Raw genomic sequence first — 19,293 nt, forward strand, 5'->3', positions numbered from 1 at the left:
GAACCAGCAAGGTTTTCGGTATGAGCCAGGACATCCAAATCGAACTCTTGGGCATCGAGAAGCACTACGGCGCCTTTCACGCGCTGAAGAACGTCAACCTTTCAATTCCCAAGGGCACGTTCGTGGCGCTGGTCGGTCCGTCCGGATGCGGCAAGTCCACGTTGCTCCGTTCGCTTGCCGGGCTGGAAAAAATTACCGGCGGCACGCTGAAGATTGCCGGCAAGGTGATGAACGACGTGCCGCCGCGGTCGCGCGATATCGCCATGGTTTTTCAGAGTTACGCCCTCTATCCGCATATGACGGTGGAACAGAACCTGACCTATTCGCTAAAAATGCACGGCGTCCCTAAGGCTGAGGCAAAACAGAAAGCCGAGGAAGTCGCTGTCATCACCGGTCTTTCCCGGCTGCTCGACCGTTATCCGCGCCAGCTTTCCGGAGGCCAGCGCCAGCGCGTCGCCATGGGCCGCGCCATTATCCGTAACCCCCAGGCCTTCCTGTTCGACGAGCCGCTTTCCAACCTTGATGCCGCGCTGCGTGTCTCGATGCGCAAGGAAATCCGGTCCTTGCACGACCGGCTGGGCGCCACCTTCGTTTACGTCACCCACGACCAGGTCGAAGCGATGACCATGGCCGACCATGTGGTGGTGATGCGCGACGGCATCATCGAACAACAGGGCGCGCCGCTTGAACTCTACGACCGGCCAGCCAACCGGTTCGTTGCCGGGTTCATCGGTTCGCCGGCAATGAATTTCATTCCCGCGATCGCCGCGGAAGACGGCAAGTGCCTGATCCTGGATTTCGGGGCGGTGAAGCAGAAGCTTGCGATATCACGCGCTATCGAGCCGGGGCGCACGCTCGTCGCCGGCATCCGGCCGGAGCATATCGGCGTCGTCGCGCCTGGAGAGGGCAGCTTCGATGTCCCGATCGCCTTCGTCGAATCGACCGGCTCCGCGACCTTCATCGTGGCCGAGACCCAGCCGGAGCTGACGATCGTCGAGACGCGGCGCGACAGGGTCAAGGCAGGAGACATGATCGGGATTTCGGTCGATCCGGACCAGATTCATTTGTTCGATGCATCGACGGATCGCCTGATATAACATCCTTCATTCAAGGGCGGGCGGCTTCATAAAACCATCATCGGTCTCTGCGAAGGGAGTGGCTCCGCACGATTCACTTCGTCATATCTGCAGCATCCGGATTTCCACATGACATCTTCTCCGATATCAGCGCGCCTTTCCCCCAATGCGTCATCCCGCCTCATCGTTCTTGCCGAAACGGTGTTGAAGGCGGGCGAGACGGCCCGGGCTTCGCTCAGGCGGCGAACATCCGGGGAAATGCTCGCCAAGGCGCCGCGAGATTACCAGACCGAGATCGATGTCGCCGTCGAGCGGATTATCGTCGATGAGATGATCAAGGCCTTTCCGGATTATGCCATCCAGGGCGAGGAAGCCGTCGGCAACCGCACGGCCGGGCCGGAAACGCCGATCATCTATATCGACCCGATCGACGGCACCACCAATTACGCCTGGGGCCTCCCGCATTTCGGCATGACGATCTCAATCGCCGAAGGCGGCAGGCTCGTTGCCGGCGTCGTCTATGATGCCATGCTGGATGAGCTGTTCAGCGCCGAGCTCGGCGGCGGGGCTTATCTCAACGGCGAACCGATCCGCTGCGCCAATGTCGCGGACATCGAGAACGTGCTGATCGGCGCCGGTCTGCCGATCCCGGGCCAGGTGAAGGCGGTTGCGGAAGAAACCTATTTCGGTGCCATCAAACGCCTGATGGCCAATACAGCAGGCGTGCGCCGCCTGGGCTCGGCCGCACTGTCGATCGCCTATGTCGCCTGCGGCCGGCTGGATGGCTTCTTCGAGGACGGACTGTCGATCCATGATTTCGGCGCCTCGGCGCTGATGGTCGAAGAGGCAGGCGGTATCGTCACCCGGTTTTCCGGGGCCGCGGTCGACGGACGCGGCGATATCGTGGCCGCCAGCACGGCGCTGCATCCCTGGCTGCTGGACGGTTTCCGGACGAAGGCATGAACCGGCGCCATGCGGCGGACTCCCGTATGGAAATCTGCGATGTCAGACACTATCTCTGGGCAAACAAGGAGATATCCAATGACCGAAGAACGTGCAGTGCTCGCCGGTGGTTGCTTCTGGGGCATGCAGGACCTCATCCGCCGGTACAAGGGCGTGATTTCGACCCGCGTTGGCTATACCGGCGGCGATGTGGCCAATGCCACCTATCGCAACCACGGAACCCACGCCGAGGCGATCGAAATCGTCTTCGATCCCGCAAGGATCAGCTATCGGGAAATCCTCGAATTCTTCTTCCAGATCCACGATCCGAGCACGCGCAACCGCCAGGGCAACGACGTCGGCACGAGCTATCGCTCGGCGATCTTCTACGTCAGCCCCGAGCAGGAGCGCGTCGCCAGGGATACGATCGCTGATGTCGACGCATCCGGCCTGTGGCCCGGCAAGGTCGTCACCGAGGTCGTGCCGGTCAGCGATTTCTGGGAGGCCGAGCCCGAGCACCAGGACTATCTGGAGCGGATTCCGAACGGTTATACCTGTCACTTCGTCCGGCCCGGCTGGAAACTGCCGGTCCGCCAGAAGATCGCCTGAGCCGATCAGGCTCTCATCGCCGCACGGCTGGTTTCCAGAAGTGCGGCGATCAGGTTTGCTCGCGGCGAAGCGCGCGTAGCGACAATGCCGACCGTGCGCACGGCAGAGGCGCGGGGAAGGGGCAGCTTGACGATATCGAGACCGGCCGGCCAGGGCGGCGCCCAATCCGGCACGATCGAGATCCCGAGACCCCGATTGACCATCACCGCGATCGCCTCCAGCGCGTCGAGTTCGTAACGCTCGACTGGTCTGATGCCGACCTCACGCAGATATTCGTCGGCGATATGACCGCCCCACTGGTTGCGGTCGTAGCGGATGAAGGGCCGGGCCTTCAACAGTTCGAGCGGATCCGCGCCCTCACAGTCACGCGGGGCAATCAGCACGAGCGGTTCCTGGCGCAGCGTGTTGAAGGTCAGCGTCTTCTGCATCGGAAATCGCGGTTCGATGATGAAGGCTGCGTCCAGCATGCCGTTCAGGACCTCGGTATAGAGGTCCATCGAAGCGCCCGGCTTGATGAATATCTCGATCAGCGGATAATCCTCGGCGAGACGGTGGAGAATGTCGGGAATGATGCCCGTCAGCGCCGTATTGATGGCGCCGATCCGCATCTCGCCCGAAATCATCGCGGTGCCGGCCATCGCCTTCAGATCGCGTGTATCGCGCACCAATTCCCTGCAGCGTTCGAGAATGGCAAAACCCGCCTCGCTCAGCCGCATGACACGGCCGGAGCGCATCAGCAGCCGCACCCCGAGCTCGGCCTCCAATGCGCGAATGCGCTGGGCAACGGCGGCCGGCGTGAGGTTCAGCCGCTGAGCGGCCTCCGCCAGCGAATGGCGCTCGGCAACGACGATGAAGGTTTCGAGAAAACGTGTGTCCATCGATAGTTTTTCTATCTCTTGAACCAAGCAAAAGCGATATTTTATTTACGATCCTTTTCTCCGAAAGATGGTCCGGTCATATAGGAGACAACCGGATGGATTTCGGCCTGAAGGATAAGACGGCCCTGGTGCTCGGCGCTGGCGGCGGACTGGGCGGCGCGATTGCCGCCAAGCTTGCGCGCGAAGGCGCCAGAATTGCAGCAGTGGATATCGATCTCGCCGCCGCCGAGAAGACCGTTGCCACAATCGAATCCGAAGGCGGCAAGGCGCTGGCGCGGCAATGGGATCTTTCCGATCTCGGCTCGATCGAGGCGCATGTCGCTGCGATCGAACGCCGGTTTGGACCGGTCGATATCCTCGTCAACAATACCGGCGGCCCGCCGCCGACCACCGTCTCCGGCCAGGACACAGCCCTCTGGAATCAGTATTTCCAGAGCATGGTGCTCTCCGTCATATCCATTACTGATCGCGTGCTGCCAGAGATGCGGGCGCGCAAATGGGGGCGCATCGTCACATCGACCTCATCGGGCGTGGTCGCGCCGATCCCCAATCTCGGCATCTCGAACGCACTGCGCCTGTCTCTTGTGGGATGGTCGAAAACCCTGGCGCGCGAGGTCGGGCGCGACGGCATCACCGTCAACATCGTCCTGCCGGGCCGCATCGCCACCGGCCGCATCACCTTTCTCGACGAGCAGAAGGCCAAACGCGAAAACCGCCCCATCGATGACATCGTCACTGAGAGCACCAGCAGCATTCCGCTCGGCCGTTATGGCCGGACGGAAGAGTATGGGAATGTCGTCACCTTCCTGGCGAGCGAAGCGGCCTCCTATCTCACAGGATCGGTGATCCGTGTCGACGGCGGCATGATCCAGAGCATCTGACAGAAACCGGATTGGACCCAAGAACCGTGGCCCTTAGTACTGAAGCGATAGCAACCCTTAAGACCGTCTCGACGGCGACACTGACAACCGTTCTTCTGAAGAAGGGCCTGCGGAACGTCTGGATCCGCGGCGCCACTCCCTTGAAGCCCGGCCAGCCGCGTATCGTCGGCCCGGCCTTCACGCTGCGCTTCGTGCCGGCCCGCGAAGATCTGGCGACACCGGCATCCTGGGCCTCGCCGATCTCGACGCGCGCCGCAATCGAGGCGATGCCGGACGGCTGTGTCGCCGTCGTCGATGCGATGGGCGTCACCGATGCCGGCATCTTCGGCGATATCCTCTGCGCCCGCATGCAGAAGCGGGGCGTTGCCGCCCTCGTCACCGACGGCGTGGTGCGCGACCTTGCCGGCGTGCTCGACACCGACCTGCCGGTCTGGTGCCGCGGCGTCGCTGCGCCCCCCTCGGTCGCCGGCCTCACCTTCGTGGCCTGGCAGCAGCCGATCGGTTGCGGCGGCGTCGCTGTTTTCCCCGATGACATTATCGTCGTCGACCAGGACGGCGCCGTGCTGATCCCCGCCGGTCTGCTCGACGCGGTGCTGGCCGAAGCGCCCGAACAGGAACGTATGGAAGCCTGGATCATGACCAGGATCGACGAAGGCACGCCGTTGCCCGGACTTTATCCGATGAACGCCGAAACCAAGGCGGTCTACGAGGCCTCGAAGAAATAGCCTGCAGGTCAACGCGGATTGATAAAGGATCGCGGCTCGCGGCCCTTGTTTTAGAGCTAATGGCGAGGTGCGTAATCCAGACCGCCGTCGATCCGCGCCGGGCGCCCGTTCAGGAAAAGCTCGCCGATACGCGGCGCCGAGCGGGCGATCACCTTGCCGCGGCGGATCACCGCCAGCCGGTTCGGCTTCAGCCGCAGCGCTTCCAGCGTATCGCTCGCCTGGAGGATGACGAGGTCGGCGTTGCATCCCTTCTCCAGACCGTAGCCTGCAATGCCCATCGTCTTCGCCGAATTGACGGTCAACGCGTCGAAGATTTTCTTCTTGTCGTCGATGCCGGCCATCTGGGCGACATGGATCGCCATATGGCCAACCTCAAGCATGTCGCCCGATCCCATCGAATACCAGGGGTCCATGACGCAATCGTGCCCGAAGGAGACGTTGAGCCCGGCATCCATCAATTCCCTCACGCGGGTCATGCCGCGGCGTTTCGGATAGGTATCGTGCCGGCCCTGCAGCATGATGTTGATCAACGGATTGGGGATGACGTTGATCCGAGCCTCCGCCATTAGCGGGATGAGCTTGGAGACATAATAATTGTCCATCGAATGCATCGAGGTCAGATGCGAGCCTGCGACGCGTCCCTGGAGGCCGAAACGGATGGTTTGCGCAGCCAGCGTCTCGATGTGGCGCGAGAGCGGATCGTCGGTCTCGTCGCAATGCATATCGACCGGCAGGCCGCGATCGGCGGCGATACGGCAGAGCGCCTCGACCGACGCCGTCCCTTCGCCCATCGTCCGTTCAAAGTGGGGAATGCCGCCGACGATGTCGACGCCCATGTCGAGGGCCCGGCTGAGTGCGTCGATCGCGCCGGGAGAGCGGTAATAACCGTCCTGCGGGAAGGCGACCAATTGAAGATCGATATAGGGCGCGACCTTCTCGCGAACCTCGATCATCGCCTCGACGGTCACCAGCCTGGCATCGCTGGTATCGACATGGCTGCGAATGAAGAGCAGGCCTTGTGTGACCGCCAGATCGCAATAGCGCAGTGCGCGGTCGACCAGCTCTTCCTTCGTCACGATCGGGCGCAATTCCCCCCAGAGCGCGATGCCTTCGAGCAGGGTACCGGAAACGTTCATGCGCGGCAGGCCGAGCGATAGGGTAGCGTCCATATGAAAATGCGGATCGACGAAAGGCGGGCTGACCAACCTGCCGGTTGCGTCGATTTCTTCGCCCGCCTGTGCTTGAAGATCGCGCTCGACGGCGATGATCCTGTCGCCCTCGATGCCAATATCGATGCCGGTGCGGCCGTCGGGGAGATTTGCATTTCTGACGATCAGATCGAACATCGGAACCTCGTTGGATGTCAGCGGTCTCAGCGCTCGCCACGGCGATAGGGCTGCATCAGCGCCTGCGGAACGCGGGCGCGGCGGGCCATGACGGCAAGCGCGGCGATGGAAAGGATATAGGGCGTCATCAGGAAGAGCTGATAGGGCACAAGCCCGCTCAGCGCGGTTTGCAGCCGAAGCTGGAAGGCATCGAAGAAGGCGAAGAGCAAGGCGCCGAACAGAGCGCGGCCCGGGCGCCAGGAGGCGAACACGACGAGCGCGATGCAGATCCAGCCGCGCCCCTGCACCATTGTGGGAAAGAAGCTGTTGAATGCCGACAAGGTCAGGAAGGCGCCACCCATTCCCATCAGCGCGCTGCCGGCGATGACCGCGCCGTAACGCACCTTCATCGGATTGACGCCCTGGGCTTCCGCCGCATGCGGGTTCTCGCCGGTCATGCGGATCGCAAGCCCGACGGGCGTGCGGAAGATGATGTAGGCCATCAAGAGGGCGATCGCGATCGCAAGATAAGTCGGCGCCGTCTGCGTGAAGAAAGCCGGACCGATGAAAGGCAGCGTCGAGAGGCCGGGAATGGCGATCGGCTGGAACGGCACGATGGTCGGCGGCGTATTGGCAAGCGGCACGATCAGCCGGAAGACGTAATAACTGAAGCTCGACGCAAACAGCGTGACGCCGAGGCCGGAGACATGCTGGGAGAGGCCGAGTGTCACTGTCAGCCCCGCATGCAACAGGCCGAAGACGCCGCCAGCTATCGCCGCAATCAGCAGGCCGGTCCAGAGATCTGCGCCGTGATAGACGGAAAGCCAGCCGATCATCGCCCCGAAGGTCATGATGCCTTCGATGCCGAGATTGAGCACGCCGGCCCGTTCGCAGAGCAGGGCGCCGAGCGTACCGAAGATCAGCGGCGTGGCGATCCGCAGGATTGCCGCCCAGAGCCCTGATGAGGCGATGATATCGAACAGCTGCATCATCGCCGGATCCTGTATTGGGTGAAGAACAAGGCGATCAGCATCGTCAGCAGCGACAGCGCCACGGTGACATCGGCAATATAGGTCGGGATGCCGAGACCCCGGCTCATGCCGTCGGCGCCCACGAACATGGTGGCGGTGAAAATGGCGGCGAAGACGACGCCCAGTGGATTGAGGTTGGCGAGCATGGCAACGACGATGCCGGCATAGCCGAAACCGGGCGACAGATCGGTCGTCACGTAACCCTTGACGCCCATGACCTCGATCGCTCCCGCAAGCCCCGCAAGCCCACCCGAGAGACAGGCGACCTTCACCAACGTCCTGCCGAGCGGCACGCCTGCGAAGATCGCGCCAGCGGGATTGAGGCCTGCGGCGCGGGACTGCATGCCGAACACGGTGCGGGACTGGACGAAGTGGACGACGACGGCAAGGGCGATCGCGATCGCCAAGCCGATATGTAGACGCGAGCGGGCGATCAACTTCGGCAGCATGGCGTGATCGCTGACGGACTGCGACTGCGGCCAGCCGAAGGCGAGCGGATCCTTGAGAACGCCATCGATGAGCATCGAGACGAAAAGCACAGCGATGAAGTTCAGCAGCAGGCTGGTGACGACCTCATCGACGGAAAAACGCAGCCTGAGCCAGAGCGGAATCAGGATCAGCACCATGCCGGCAATGGCGCCGATCAACAGCAGGGCCGGAATGAGAATAGGAGCGGGAAGATTGCCCAGCAGTTTCGAACTTGCCGCCGCAACCGCGATGGCGCCGAGATAGAACTGGCCCTCGGCGCCGATATTCCAGAGGCGCGCCCGAAAGGCGACGGCAGCGGCAAGCCCCGTCAGCATCAGCGGCGTTGCCCGCGTCAGTGTTTCGGTCGCCGACAACCGCGAGCCGAAGGCGCCGGTCAGGATGCGCCAGTAGGCATCGAGAACAGGCGCGCCGGCGATCGCAATCAAGATGCCCGCCAGCGCCAGTGCTGCAATAACCGCGACGACAGGCGTGAATATCAGCAGAGAAAGCGGACGATGCTCGCGGCGCTCAAATCGCATGGCCGGCCTCCGATGTATCCTGCCATTCGCCGGCCATCATCAGCCCCAGCCTGCGAGCATCGGCGCTCTCGGCCTCGACGGGCGGTGACAGGCGGCCGCCGACAATCGCCTGTATGCGATCGGCAAGCGCGATCACTTCGTCGAGGTCCTCCGAGATCAGCAGCACGGCGGTTCCCTGCCGGCGGGCTTCTAACAGGCGTGCATGCACGGCGGCCACCGCACCTTCATCGAGGCCCCGGGCAGGCTGCGCGGCAATCAGGATACGCGGCCGCCGATAGAGGCTGCGCCCGAGGATGAGCTTCTGCATATTGCCGCCTGAAAGCAGCCGGGTACGGATGGCCGGGCCGCCGCCGCGAACATCGAACCCGTCGATGATCTCCCTGGCAAAAGCCATGCCGGCCTTGCGGTTGACGAGACCGCGGCGCGAGAAGGCGGGCGAAGCAATGCGCTCCAGCACGGCGTTTTCCCAGATCGCCATTTCCCCGATCACGCCCTCGTGGTTGCGGTCCTCGGGAATGCGGCCGATACCGGCTTCGACGACATCGGCGACGCCGAGATTGCCGATTGCTTCCCCGAACAACCGAAGGTCGCCGCGGCTGCGCGCCAGCGTGCCCGAAAGGAGATGAGCCAATGCCGCCTGGCCATTGCCGGAAACGCCGATGATGCCAAGGATTTCTCCCTGATGCAGCCGGAAGCTGATCGATTTCAGCCGGTCGACGCCGCCGGTGTGTACCGTCACGCCGTCGGCCTCAAGGGCGATGGGCCCTGGTGTCGATGGCTCGCGCACGGGCCTTGTCACACGGCGCCCGACCATCAGTTCGGCGAGTTCCGCCTTGCTAGTTTCCGATGCCCGGCGTTCGGCGACCATCTTGCCGCTGCGTAAGACCACGATGCGGTCGGCTGCGGCCATCACCTCGTCGAGCTTGTGCGAGATGAAGATCAGCGACAGGCCCTGACGGGCCATTTCCTTCAGTGTCGTGAACAACCGCTCGGCCTCGATATTGGTCAGCACCGCCGTCGGCTCGTCGAGGATCAGGATGCGGGCGTCGTTGTAGAGCGCCTTGAGGATCTCGACGCGCTGCTGTTCGCCGACCGACATGTCGCCAAGCCGCGCATCGGGATCGACCTTGAGGCCGAAGCGCTCGGAAATTGCGAGCAGTTTCTTCCGCGCCGCGGATGTCGCCGAACGCCAGGACCACAGCCCCTCCGTGCCGGTCATGACATTTTCAAGGACGGTCAAATTGGGCGCCAGTGAGAAGTGCTGATGCACCATGCCGACGCCGGCGCGGATCGCCGCACGCGGCTTGCCCTGCGGCACCTCCGTGCCCTCGATGAGTATTCGGCCGGCATCCGGCATGTAATGGCCGAAAAGGATGCTCATCAGCGTGGTCTTGCCGGCACCGTTCTCGCCGAGGAGGGCAACGACCTCGCCTTTGGCAAGGGTCATGGAAATATCGTCATTGGCAAGATTGGCGCCGAAGCGCTTGCTGACGCCTGTTATCTCCAGCACCGGGCCGGTCATGACGGCAGTCCCGCCACCGGAAACCGATGCTGCCACCGTCCCTCGGCCTCCAGGCGGGCGGCAAGCGACAGCAGACGCGGCTCGTGACCCATAGGCGCCATGAGTTGCACTGGCAGCGGCATGGCATGCTCATCCTGTCCGAAAGGCAGAGTCAAAGCAGGAAAACCCGAAATGTTCGCGAGGCAGGCAAGCGGCGCAAATGCCGTCATTCGCTCGAGATGCAGATCCGTGTCGGCATGATCGGACGGAAAGGACCCGATCGCAAGAGGCGCGGACGCCAGCATCGGCATCAGGACGCAGTCGACCCGGTCGAACAGAGCCCAAAGGGCGGCGCTCACCAGGACTGCATCGTTGAGCGTGTTCCAGAGGACGGTGGCCGAAAGCCCCCGCCCACGCGCCGCGAAAGCCTGTGTCAAAGGCTCGGCCCTGCTCTCATCGAGAGCCACTGCCCTGATGAGCGCGGCGAGGTTGACGGAGACGATATCGGCAAAGGCGCGGCCGCTGGCGGCGACGCTCCATTCGAACTCGGCCCAGACCAGCGGAACGATCTCGTGTCCGTCGCTCTCCAAAAGGCGCGCCGCGTCTTCGACTGCTTCAAGCCGGCTACCCTCAGTCGGATAGGCCGGCCCGGTATCGGTCAGCAGGCCGATCCGCAGACGACCCTTATCGATATCGACAGGGGAGGGATCCGGAACAGGCCCGCGCGAATTGCCGCCCAGCCGGCTGAAAATCAACGCCGTATCGCGCACCGAGCGGCAGACCGCCAATTCGCTGGCGATGCCGGCGAGGTGGTTGCCGAAGGATGGCCCGCCCGGCATGGCGCCGCGCGTCGGTTTCAGTCCGACAAGGCCGCAGCAGGCGGCAGGCACACGGATCGAGCCGCCGGCGTCGGTGGCATGGGCTAACGCGACGATCCCGGCCGCAACCGCCGCCGCCGCGCCGCCGGAGGAGCCGCCGGCGGTGCGGGCCGGATCGAGCGGGTTGCGGCAGACAGGTCCGATCGCCGGTTCGCTGGCAAGCGACAGGCCGAATTCCGGGCTCGTCGTCAGGCCGAACAAACAGAAGCCCGCGTCGCGGAAACGGGAAGCGAGATCGGAATCGGCTTCGCCGCCCTTTCGTTCGAATAGGCGGGAACCGGCCGCGACCGGCAGCCCGGCAAAGGGACCGCCGAGATCCTTCGCCAAGGTCGGCACGCCGGCAAAGGGCCGGGCGGCAAAATCGCCGGGCGCGCTCTGCCGTTCCTGGTCGCAGACATGCGCTGCGGCAAGTCCGATGGCGGCATCGAGATAGACGATCGCCCCGAGCGACTCATGCCGTGCAGCTCTCTTGAGGGAAGTCTGCATCGCTTCTGCAGCTCTCAGGCCGCCATGCCTGATCGCTGCCGCCAGATCCGTTGCGTCGCCCTGCATGAGCCGAACTACTTCGGCTCGTCCATCATCTTCGGAACTTCGAAGGTGCCGGCCTTGATCTCGGCGCGCTTGGCCTCCATCGCCGCCTCCGCCTCGGCGGGCGCCACGCCCTTGACGAAGACGATGTCGCTGCCGCCTTCCTTCATCAGGCCGTAAGACGTGTAGTTCCGGCCCACCGGTTTTCCGGCCGCGACATCGGCGATCGCAGCGTTCAGGATCGGGCGGAAATACCACATGGCATTGGCAAACACCGTATCTGGATAACGCGGGGTGTAATCGATCAGCGAGCCGACCGATTTAATGCCGCGTTCCTTGGCCGCGTCGGCCGTGCCGATGCGCTCGCCGAACAGGATGTCGGCGCCGGCGTCGATTTGGGCAAGACCGGCTTCGCGAGCCTTCGGCGGGTCGAAGAAGGTGCCGATGAACGAGACGAGGTGCTTTGCGTCCGGGTTGACCGCCTTGACGCCCGCGGCAAAGGCGTTGATCAGCATGTTGACCTCGGGAATCGGAATGGCGCCGACCGAACCGACGACGTTCGACTTGGTCATCTTGCCCGCCAGCATTCCGGCCAGATAGGCGCCGTCATGGTTCCAGGTGCCGAAGACACCGAAATTGTCGCCGGCCTGCTCGCCGCTCGAACCCAGCACGAAAGCGGTATCGGGATAGTCGGCCGCGACCTGCCGGGCCTCCTTTTCCACCGCATAGGCCTCGCCGATGATCAGTTTGTTGCCCTGTTCGGCGTATTCGCGCATGGCGCGGGGATAATCGGTGCCGGAGACGCCCTCGGAGAAGACATATTCGATGGCGCCGTCCTTGGCCGCGTCCTGGAGGGCCTTGTGCAGACAGGAGTTCCAGGCATTTTCAACCGGCGAGGCATGAATGCCGGCAACTTTCAGCGGCGCAGCCGCCCTTGCGAGCGGGGCGAAGCCGCTGACGCCGAGCGCAATGCCCGACGCGATCACTGCCCGGCGTGAAATCAGGATGTCTTTGGTCATTGACTGTTCCCCTTTTTTTACCGTCTGGTTCAAAAATCATAGTAGCGCCCAAAAATGTGTCAAGCGGCGAACAGGCTTAAAAATCAGGCTGATGGCCGCCGCAACCTGGCAGAAAGAACGAGACGTCGCAGGCCTGCACGCGCGGTGCCGCCGTGCTTCTCAAGCCGGATCTGCAGGGCTTGGCGCGACGAGTCCGGCAGGATATGCATAGAACTATCGGGTTGGGGAAATTGAAATGGGTGAAGAAAAAGAAGACGCCTCGCGGCGGCCGATCGCGAGCCGGTCGTCGTCCTTGGCGGTCGCGCTCATCCGTCGCCTTCTCGTGCTGTTCGTCCGGATCATGGTCGGCGCCCGGAGCGAGTGGCGGGGCTGTGCGCCCGACCTCCGCCGCCGCATCTATTTCGCCAATCACAATAGTCATGTCGATACCGTTGCCGTTATGGCTGCCCTGCCTTGGCCGGTGCGGCGGCTGACCCATCCGGTGGCGGCGCGCGACTATTGGGGAAGGAGCGCCTTGCGCCGTTTCATCGCCGAGAAAGGCCTGCGCGCCGTCCTGATAGACCGCAAGCCTCTGCCCGACAGCAACCCGCTGGAGCCGGTCGAGCGTCTGCTCGAGGAGGGGCGCTCGGTCCTGATCTTCCCGGAAGGGACAAGAAGCGCCAGCGAGGAGATCGCCCCTTTCCGCAGCGGCATCTATCGCCTTGCCTGCCGTTTCCCCGATGTCGATCTCGTGCCGATCCATCTCGACAATCTTCAGCGCATCCTGCCCAAGGGAAGCTGGCTCATCGTGCCGATCACCTGCACAGCGCGCTTCGGCAAGCCGCTGCGCGTCGAACCGGGGGAAGGAAAGGACGCGTTCCTGGACCGCGCCCGTGCGGCAGTCATCGAGTTAGCGGACGGAAAGCACATCGCATGACCAGCTTTTTCTCCATCGTGCTTGCCGCAATCCTCGGCCTGCTGGCGGTGGCCTCGGCCATCGGCTTCATCCTTCAGCGGCGCGCAACCGAGCCCGCATCCGTCGCTACCGTCCACAATCTCAACGCCCGAATTCGCTCATGGTGGATCATGGTGGCGATATTCGGCGGAGCGATCCTGCTCGGCGATACCGCGGTGGTCGTCCTGTTTGCATTCCTGTCGTTCATGGCGCTTCGCGAATTCTGGACGCTGACACCATCGCGGCGCGGCGATCACCTGGCGCTGTTCCTATCCTTCTTCGTGGTCCTGCCGGTGCACTACGTGCTGCTCGGGACACTCTGGTACGGCCTCTTCGCGATCTTCATCCCGGTCTATGCCTTCCTGATCCTGCCGGCGGTGGCGACCTTGACGGGCGATGTCAACGAATTCCTGGCGCGCACCGCGAGGGTGCAATGGGGATTGATGCTGACGGTCTATTCGATCAGCCATGCTCCCGCACTTCTGATGCTGGAGACCGGCACGCCCTCGGCCCTCCTTCTCGTCTATCTCGTCATCGTGGTGCAGCTCAGCGACGTCTTCCAATATGTCTGGGGCAAGCTTCTCGGAAAGCACCGTTTCTCGCCGAACATTAGCCCCTCAAAGACGCTCGAAGGCCTGTTCGGCGGCGGCGCATCGGCCATCCTGGTGGGAACGCTGCTCTATCGCCTGACGCCATTCTCTCCCCTGCAGGCGGCGGCGGTCAGCACCGTCATCGTCGTTGCGGGCTTCTTCGGCGGTTTCGTGCTCTCGGCCATCAAACGCGACCTCAACGCCAAGGACTGGGGCTATGTGATCGAGGGTCACGGCGGCGTGCTCGACCGCTTGGACTCCATCACCTTCGCGGCACCGCTGTTCTTCCACATCGTTCGCTACTGGTTCACCACCTGAGGCGAACATCCGGAGCTGGGCCGATCGTTCAATACCGGCCGATGTCCTCCAGGCTCTCGAACAGCCGGCGCTGAACATCCTGCTCCTGCCTGCCGATGGCGGTCATCAACTGGCTCATCGTTCCCCGCAGGCCGTGCAACTCGTCCACCAGCTCCATGACGATATCGACGCCAGCTTCGTTGACGCCCATGTGTGCCATGAGGTCCAGGATCAGCCGGGCACGCGCGACGTCGGCGTCGCGAAATTGCCGCTGCCCGCCCGATATCTCGGGGATCAGCCAACCCTGTTCGATCCAGAGTTCGAGCTGGTCGATCTCGATTTTCAAACAAAGACGGAATTCGAGATCATCCATGATCAAGTCTCCATGTTCTTCCTCGGATCATATGGATTTGCCGTCGCCCATTCCTTCACCAGGGCTGTCAGCCGTTCGTCGGGATTGTCGGGCAGCACGATCTTCAAAGTGACATAGACATCACCGTGACCGCCGCCGCGTTTGGCAGCACCTTTGCCCTTGAGACGCAGAACCTTGCCCGTATTCGAGTGTGGGGGCAGTGTCAGGTTGACCGGTCCCGACGGTGTCGGTGCCCGGACCTTGCCGCCGAGCACGGCTTCATCAAGCGAAATCGGCAATTCCAAGCGAATATCGTCGCCGTCGCGGGTGAAGAAGCGGTGAGGGCTCACGCGGATTTCGATGAGCGCATCACCCGGTGGCCCGCCGCCAATGCCCGGCTCGCCCTTGCCGCGCAGCCGCAAGGTCTGGCCGTCGCGGGTACCGGGCGGGATCTGCACATCGAGCTGCGGCCCGCCCGGCAGCTTGATCCCGGTCCTGGTGCCGTTGACCGCCTCGATAAAGTCGACCTCCAACGAGAAACGCCGGTCGTGGCCTTGGCTGCGCATCCTGCCGCCGCCGGTACGGCGCGAAAAGAAATTGGCAAAAGAATCGCTGGCATCGCCGAAATCGGCAAAGCCGGAACTGTTGTGATAGGGATTATCGGCACCGCTCGCCGAGGCATAGTCACGGTAATAGCTGCGCTGCGCCCGCTCGGCCCCCGTCATATCGATTTCGCCCCGATCGAAGCGGCCGCGCTTTTCCTCATCGCTCAAAATCTCATAGGCGGTCGAAATTTCCTTGAACCGTTCCTCGGCTTTTTTGTCGCCGGGATTAAGGTCGGGGTGTAGTTTCTTGGCGAGCTTGCGGAATGCGCTTTGAATGTCTTTTTGTGTCGCATCCCGCTTCACGCCCAGAAGCTCATAGGGATCCTGGCTCATGCATAACTCCGGTCAAGGCAGTCGATACTGCCGGTTGGCTTGGGAAAGATATAGGTTCTCAGGCCGCCGCCGGGGAGGGGAGGCGGCGGAAGATCAGAGCGGCCCCGTATCTTCCGCTCGAGACGTCAAGCCTTCGGCGTGATCGGGCCGCCGGTCGATGAGAACCGAGCATCCGGCATGACGCACGACCTTCTCGACGATCGAGGAGAAGACGTAGTCGGTAATATCGCTCACATGCGATGACAGCAGGATGAGATCGGCCGAGGTCTCCCTGGCGAGTGCGACCAGCGCGGAGGCGGCAACGCCGATACGGACCTCGACCCTCGCCGGAATCCCGAGTTCCCTGCAGAGGGCTGCCAGTTTCTTTTCGGCGTCGACGATGGCGGTCGTTTCGAAAGCCTCGGGAAGCTCCGTCAGGTGACGGTGCGGGATATTCTCGATGACGTGCGTGACAACAATGTTGCCGCCCTCGTCAACAAGTGCTGCAGCCCGGCGCAGAAGGCGGTTTGCCGTTTGCCGGGAACCCATGCCGATACCGCAGATGATCGTCCGATACATTGATTCAATATCCCCGAATCTGAAGGTCGTACCGATTATGCCGGCATCGACTGGCCCTGCTTTGACCGATATCAAGCAGAAATACTACGACATCGCAACGCCGTCCGCAGGCGGCGGTCCTCTGTTGCGGATGAGCCTCGGGGCGGATCGCCGCAGTTGACGGCATGGCCATCGGCAATAGCTTTAACGGCATGTCGTCAATCATCGAGGTTCACATGCCGGATTTTGCGATTATCGGAGCGGGTGCGATGGGAAGCGCTGTCGCCAAACGGCTGATCGACCATGGCGCCACCGTACTGACCAATCTTGAAGGCCGGAGCGAACTGACGATCGCGCGGGCTAAGGCGGCCGGCATGGCGCCGGTCGGCCGCGAAGAGCTGGCAAAGGCCGAGCTGATCCTGTCGATCGTCCCACCGGCGGAAGCGATCGGGGTTGCCGAGTTCGTCGCAGACATATCGTCGGGACTATCGGCGCCCGCGCCCTTTCTCGACCTCAACGCCATTGCCCCGAAAACCATGCAGACACTGGCGGCACGGTTCGGCGGCAGCGCTGTGGAAGTGTTGGATGGCGCCATTATCGGCGGGCCGCCGGTTGCGGGAAAATCAGGGCCGACCCTCTATGTCAGCGGCGATCGTGCGGCGCGAAGCAGGCTGCTCGAAGATTACGGCTTGCGGGTCCGCAGGCTGGACGGGCGGCTCGGGGCGGCTTCGGCGCTGAAGATGTGTTATGCCGGCATCAACAAGGGATTTGTCGGCCTCGGCGCGGCCATGCTGCTTGCCGCCTCCCGCTCGGGCGCTGCCGAAAGCCTGAAGGCCGAACTCGCCGAAAGCCTGCCCGACCTCGACCGGAAGCTGTCGAAATCCATTCCCGACATGTATCCGAAAGCCTATCGCTGGGTCGCCGAAATGCAGGAGATCGCCGATTTCCTCGGAGAGGATGATCCGGGGGCAACGATCTTCCGGGGCATGGCGGATATTTTCTCCAGGCTGGCCGACGACGTGGAGGATGGCCGTGTGCTGGTCAGGCAATTAGACGAAATTCTTGGCTCGGAAAGCGCGGGCGCCATGGTCATGCCATAGCTCTTCGCCGCTGCCGGCGCTCCGCAACGGGACGCCGGCAGCTGGCGTGCGACCGGTCCAAGCCGCGCCTATATCGTCACGAAATCCTCGACCTGCGTCCGGATTGCTATCTCGGTCGGCAGCCGCTCCATCGAACTTGCCCCGTAAAAACCGTTGCACCCCTTGCAGCGGGCGAGCACATCGGCGGCATCCGCGGGCATGGCGATCGGCCCGCCATGGCAGAGCACGATGACATCGTCGCGCACCGACCGTGCTGCATCCGCCCATTCGTTGATTTTCTCCACGCATCCATCGAGCGTCAACGCCGTTTCGGCGCCGATCGCGCCTCCCGTGGTCAGGCCGAGATGGCAGACGACGATATCGGCACCGGCTTTGGTCATGGCAATGGCATCCTCGCCGCTGAAGACGTATGGCGTGGTCAGCATGTCCTTGGCATTGGCGCGGGCGATAATGTCGATCTCCAGATCGAAACCCATGCCGGTCTCTTCGAGATTGGCGCGGAACGTGCCGTCGATCAGCCCGACGGTGGGAAAGTTCTGGATGCCGGCAAAACCCATGGACTTCAATTCGTCGAGAAAGTGATCGGGCAGCATGAAGGGATCGGTGCCGTTGACGCCGGCAAGCACCGGGGTATGGCGCACGACCGGCAGCACCTCGCGGCCCATCTCTTTGACGATCTCGTTGGCGTTGCCGTAGGCCAGCAGGCCGGCCAGCGAGCCGCGCCCGGCCATACGGTAACGGCCGGAATTATAGATCACGATCAGGTCGATGCCGCCGGCTTCCTCGCTCTTTGCCGAAAGGCCGGTGCCGGCGCCGCCGCCGATGATCGGCCGGCCTTCGGCGATCTTGCGGCGAAGCTTGCTCAGGATGTCATTGCGGTTAGCGTGGGTCAAAACTCTCTCCTCAGGCATGGATGTCATGGAAACTCGCGACGAGTGCGGCGGCAAATTGCGGACTGTTGATATGGGCGTTTATTTCGATGAGGCGCCTGTTGGGTGCATCGTGCCAAGCGGTGCGGATGGCCGAAAACAGCGCCGCGTCGGCTTCGGGATCGTGGAATGGCTGGCCGACGGCATCGATGGCCGAAACGCCCTGAAGCGGCAGCAGGAAACGAACCTGCCCCTGCATCCGGTTGAGCCGGTCGACGATGAAGGCGCCGATCCGGCTGTTTTCCTCCGGCGTGGTGCGCATCAGGGTCACCTGCGCATTATGGACGTGGAGCCTGCGATCGCGGAAAGCCGCCGGCACCGTTTCCCGTGCCCCGAAATTCACCATGTCGACGGCGCCGACCGAGCCGACATAGGGTAGGCCGGTGCGAATGATGGCGCCGAAGCGATCCTCCGTCGCCGGAAAGACGCCGCCGACAAGAAGATCCGGAACCTCCGTGGTGGTCACATCGATCACGCCCTGCAGCAGACCGGAATCGGCAAGCTTCTCCATCGACTGTCCGCCAACGCCGGTCGCATGGAAGACGTAGGTTTCATGGGTCTCGCCGAGCATCTCGCGCACTTCCGTGACGCAAGCGGTGGTGACGCCGAACATGGTCATCCCGATGCCTGGCCGATCATCGCCCGAAGAGGGGACGGGGTTGCGAGCCATGCCGGCGGCAGCGTTGGCCGCATTGCCGATCACCCTGCGCGAGATTGCATTCAGGCCGGCGACGTCGACGACCGAATACATCATGGTGAGGTCGTTCGGCCCGACATAGGGCGCCACATTGCCTGAGGCGACCGTCGAGACCATCAGCTTCGGCACACCGATCGGCAGCGCCCGCATCGCCTCCGTCACCAGCGCAGTATTGCCGGTTCCGCCAAGGCCGAGCACGGCACCGATGTCGTTGCGGGAAGTCAGAAAAGCGGTCAGCGCCTTGGCCATGGCCGAAACCGCCGTTCCCCGGTCGATCTGGCCGAGCACGGCCTCCTCACCCGCGGGGTGAAATTGGGCGACTTCGCGCGCCATGATATCGGCGCCGGCGCCTTCCCCGAGCGTGCCGACATCGACCAGGACAACGTCAGCGCCCGCCGAAAGAGCCACCCCCTTGGCATAGTTCAATTCAGCGCCCTTGGTGTCGCAGGTGCCGACAATATAGACCTTCCCCATTGGTTTTCCTCCTCTTTTAAAGCTTACCCCAACTGATTCCGGATA

At 63.1% G+C, this 19,293-nt stretch carries 20 protein-coding genes; 8 read left to right on the forward strand and 12 right to left on the reverse strand.

Annotation, left to right across the window (positions count from 1 at the left end):
• The first annotated feature begins 20 nt into the window (after positions 1-20).
• The 3 genes from FFM81_RS21430 (at position 21) to msrA (ending at position 2,627) form a co-directional block, all read left to right on the forward strand.
• Positions 21-1,097 carry an ABC transporter ATP-binding protein gene (locus FFM81_RS21430; RefSeq protein ID WP_097537172.1) on the forward strand — a complete coding sequence of 359 codons (1,077 nt, stop codon included), beginning with the start codon at positions 21-23 and terminating at the stop codon, positions 1,095-1,097.
• 108 nt (positions 1,098-1,205) lie between these two features.
• Positions 1,206-2,039 (forward strand): inositol monophosphatase family protein, encoded by an 834-nt coding sequence (locus tag FFM81_RS21435; RefSeq protein WP_025418024.1) that lies wholly within the window; start codon positions 1,206-1,208, stop codon positions 2,037-2,039.
• Between the two features lie 78 nt (positions 2,040-2,117).
• Positions 2,118-2,627, forward strand: a complete 510-nt coding sequence (msrA, locus tag FFM81_RS21440; RefSeq protein WP_128399183.1) for a peptide-methionine (S)-S-oxide reductase MsrA — start codon at positions 2,118-2,120, stop codon at positions 2,625-2,627.
• 5 nt (positions 2,628-2,632) lie between these two features.
• On the opposite strand, the gene FFM81_RS21445 is transcribed toward msrA, so the two are convergent.
• Positions 2,633-3,505: a LysR family transcriptional regulator gene (locus FFM81_RS21445; protein ID WP_003571963.1), complete on the reverse strand. Its 873-nt coding sequence runs from the start codon at positions 3,503-3,505 to the stop codon at positions 2,633-2,635.
• Positions 3,506-3,600: 95 nt separating this feature from the next.
• Here FFM81_RS21445 and FFM81_RS21450 point away from each other — a divergent pair, with 95 nt between their 5' ends.
• Together FFM81_RS21450 and FFM81_RS21455 are read left to right on the forward strand one after the other, a co-directional pair.
• Positions 3,601-4,386: an SDR family oxidoreductase gene (locus tag FFM81_RS21450; RefSeq protein ID WP_003571965.1), complete on the forward strand. Its 786-nt coding sequence runs from the start codon at positions 3,601-3,603 to the stop codon at positions 4,384-4,386.
• A gap of 26 nt (positions 4,387-4,412) precedes the next feature.
• On the forward strand, positions 4,413-5,111 hold the full coding sequence (locus tag FFM81_RS21455) for a ribonuclease activity regulator RraA (protein ID WP_003571967.1): 699 nt from the start codon (positions 4,413-4,415) through the stop codon (positions 5,109-5,111).
• 56 nt (positions 5,112-5,167) lie between these two features.
• On the opposite strand, the gene FFM81_RS21460 is transcribed toward FFM81_RS21455, so the two are convergent.
• The 6 genes from FFM81_RS21460 to FFM81_RS21485 are packed head-to-tail and all read right to left on the reverse strand — an operon-like array spanning position 5,168 to position 12,400.
• Complete coding sequence (locus FFM81_RS21460; RefSeq protein WP_128399180.1) at positions 5,168-6,457, reverse strand: amidohydrolase family protein; 1,290 nt, start codon at positions 6,455-6,457, stop codon at positions 5,168-5,170.
• Positions 6,458-6,483: 26 nt separating this feature from the next.
• A complete protein-coding gene (locus FFM81_RS21465) occupies positions 6,484-7,428 on the reverse strand; it encodes an ABC transporter permease (RefSeq protein ID WP_138384628.1) in 945 nt (314 codons plus the stop codon).
• A complete protein-coding gene (locus tag FFM81_RS21470) occupies positions 7,425-8,474 on the reverse strand; it encodes an ABC transporter permease (RefSeq protein ID WP_138384627.1) in 1,050 nt (349 codons plus the stop codon). Before FFM81_RS21470 ends, FFM81_RS21465 begins: the two co-directional genes overlap by 4 nt.
• Entirely contained in the window at positions 8,464-9,996 is a 1,533-nt protein-coding gene (locus tag FFM81_RS21475; protein WP_003571975.1) for an ABC transporter ATP-binding protein, read from the reverse strand. The genes FFM81_RS21470 and FFM81_RS21475 overlap by 11 nt, the downstream gene beginning before the upstream one ends.
• Entirely contained in the window at positions 9,993-11,405 is a 1,413-nt protein-coding gene (locus FFM81_RS21480) for an amidase (RefSeq protein WP_138384626.1), read from the reverse strand. The genes FFM81_RS21475 and FFM81_RS21480 overlap by 4 nt, the downstream gene beginning before the upstream one ends.
• 8 nt (positions 11,406-11,413) lie before the next feature.
• Positions 11,414-12,400 (reverse strand): BMP family protein, encoded by a 987-nt coding sequence (locus FFM81_RS21485; protein ID WP_025418006.1) that lies wholly within the window; start codon positions 12,398-12,400, stop codon positions 11,414-11,416.
• A gap of 340 nt (positions 12,401-12,740) precedes the next feature.
• On the opposite strand from FFM81_RS21485, the gene FFM81_RS21490 reads away from it, so the two are divergent.
• Both FFM81_RS21490 and FFM81_RS21495 read left to right on the forward strand, forming a co-directional pair.
• The gene (locus FFM81_RS21490) at positions 12,741-13,316 is read left to right on the forward strand and encodes a lysophospholipid acyltransferase family protein (protein WP_046154814.1); all 576 of its coding nucleotides are present in this window, start codon (positions 12,741-12,743) and stop codon (positions 13,314-13,316) included.
• Positions 13,313-14,242, forward strand: a complete 930-nt coding sequence (locus tag FFM81_RS21495; protein WP_025418005.1) for a phosphatidate cytidylyltransferase — start codon at positions 13,313-13,315, stop codon at positions 14,240-14,242. Before FFM81_RS21490 ends, FFM81_RS21495 begins: the two co-directional genes overlap by 4 nt.
• A 28-nt stretch (positions 14,243-14,270) precedes the next feature.
• On the opposite strand, the gene FFM81_RS21500 is transcribed toward FFM81_RS21495, so the two are convergent.
• The 3 genes from FFM81_RS21500 to FFM81_RS21510 form a co-directional block, all read right to left on the reverse strand.
• Positions 14,271-14,594 (reverse strand): chaperone modulator CbpM, encoded by a 324-nt coding sequence (locus FFM81_RS21500; protein ID WP_025418004.1) that lies wholly within the window; start codon positions 14,592-14,594, stop codon positions 14,271-14,273.
• Between the two features lie 2 nt (positions 14,595-14,596).
• Positions 14,597-15,511 (reverse strand): DnaJ C-terminal domain-containing protein, encoded by a 915-nt coding sequence (locus FFM81_RS21505; protein ID WP_138384625.1) that lies wholly within the window; start codon positions 15,509-15,511, stop codon positions 14,597-14,599.
• Positions 15,512-15,604: 93 nt separating this feature from the next.
• Positions 15,605-16,069 (reverse strand): universal stress protein, encoded by a 465-nt coding sequence (locus tag FFM81_RS21510; RefSeq protein WP_025418002.1) that lies wholly within the window; start codon positions 16,067-16,069, stop codon positions 15,605-15,607.
• 215 nt (positions 16,070-16,284) lie between these two features.
• Here FFM81_RS21510 and FFM81_RS21515 point away from each other — a divergent pair, with 215 nt between their 5' ends.
• Complete coding sequence (locus FFM81_RS21515) at positions 16,285-17,148, forward strand: NAD(P)-dependent oxidoreductase (protein ID WP_138384707.1); 864 nt, start codon at positions 16,285-16,287, stop codon at positions 17,146-17,148.
• 68 nt (positions 17,149-17,216) lie between these two features.
• On the opposite strand, the gene FFM81_RS21520 is transcribed toward FFM81_RS21515, so the two are convergent.
• A complete protein-coding gene (locus FFM81_RS21520; RefSeq protein ID WP_425504986.1) occupies positions 17,217-18,059 on the reverse strand; it encodes a phosphoenolpyruvate hydrolase family protein in 843 nt (280 codons plus the stop codon).
• Entirely contained in the window at positions 18,052-19,248 is a 1,197-nt protein-coding gene (locus tag FFM81_RS21525) for a Tm-1-like ATP-binding domain-containing protein (RefSeq protein ID WP_138384623.1), read from the reverse strand. The genes FFM81_RS21520 and FFM81_RS21525 overlap by 8 nt, the downstream gene beginning before the upstream one ends.
• Positions 19,249-19,293 lie beyond the last annotated feature (45 nt).

The organism is Rhizobium hidalgonense, assembly GCF_005862185.2.
Taxonomy (GTDB): Bacteria; Pseudomonadota; Alphaproteobacteria; order Rhizobiales; family Rhizobiaceae; genus Rhizobium; species Rhizobium hidalgonense.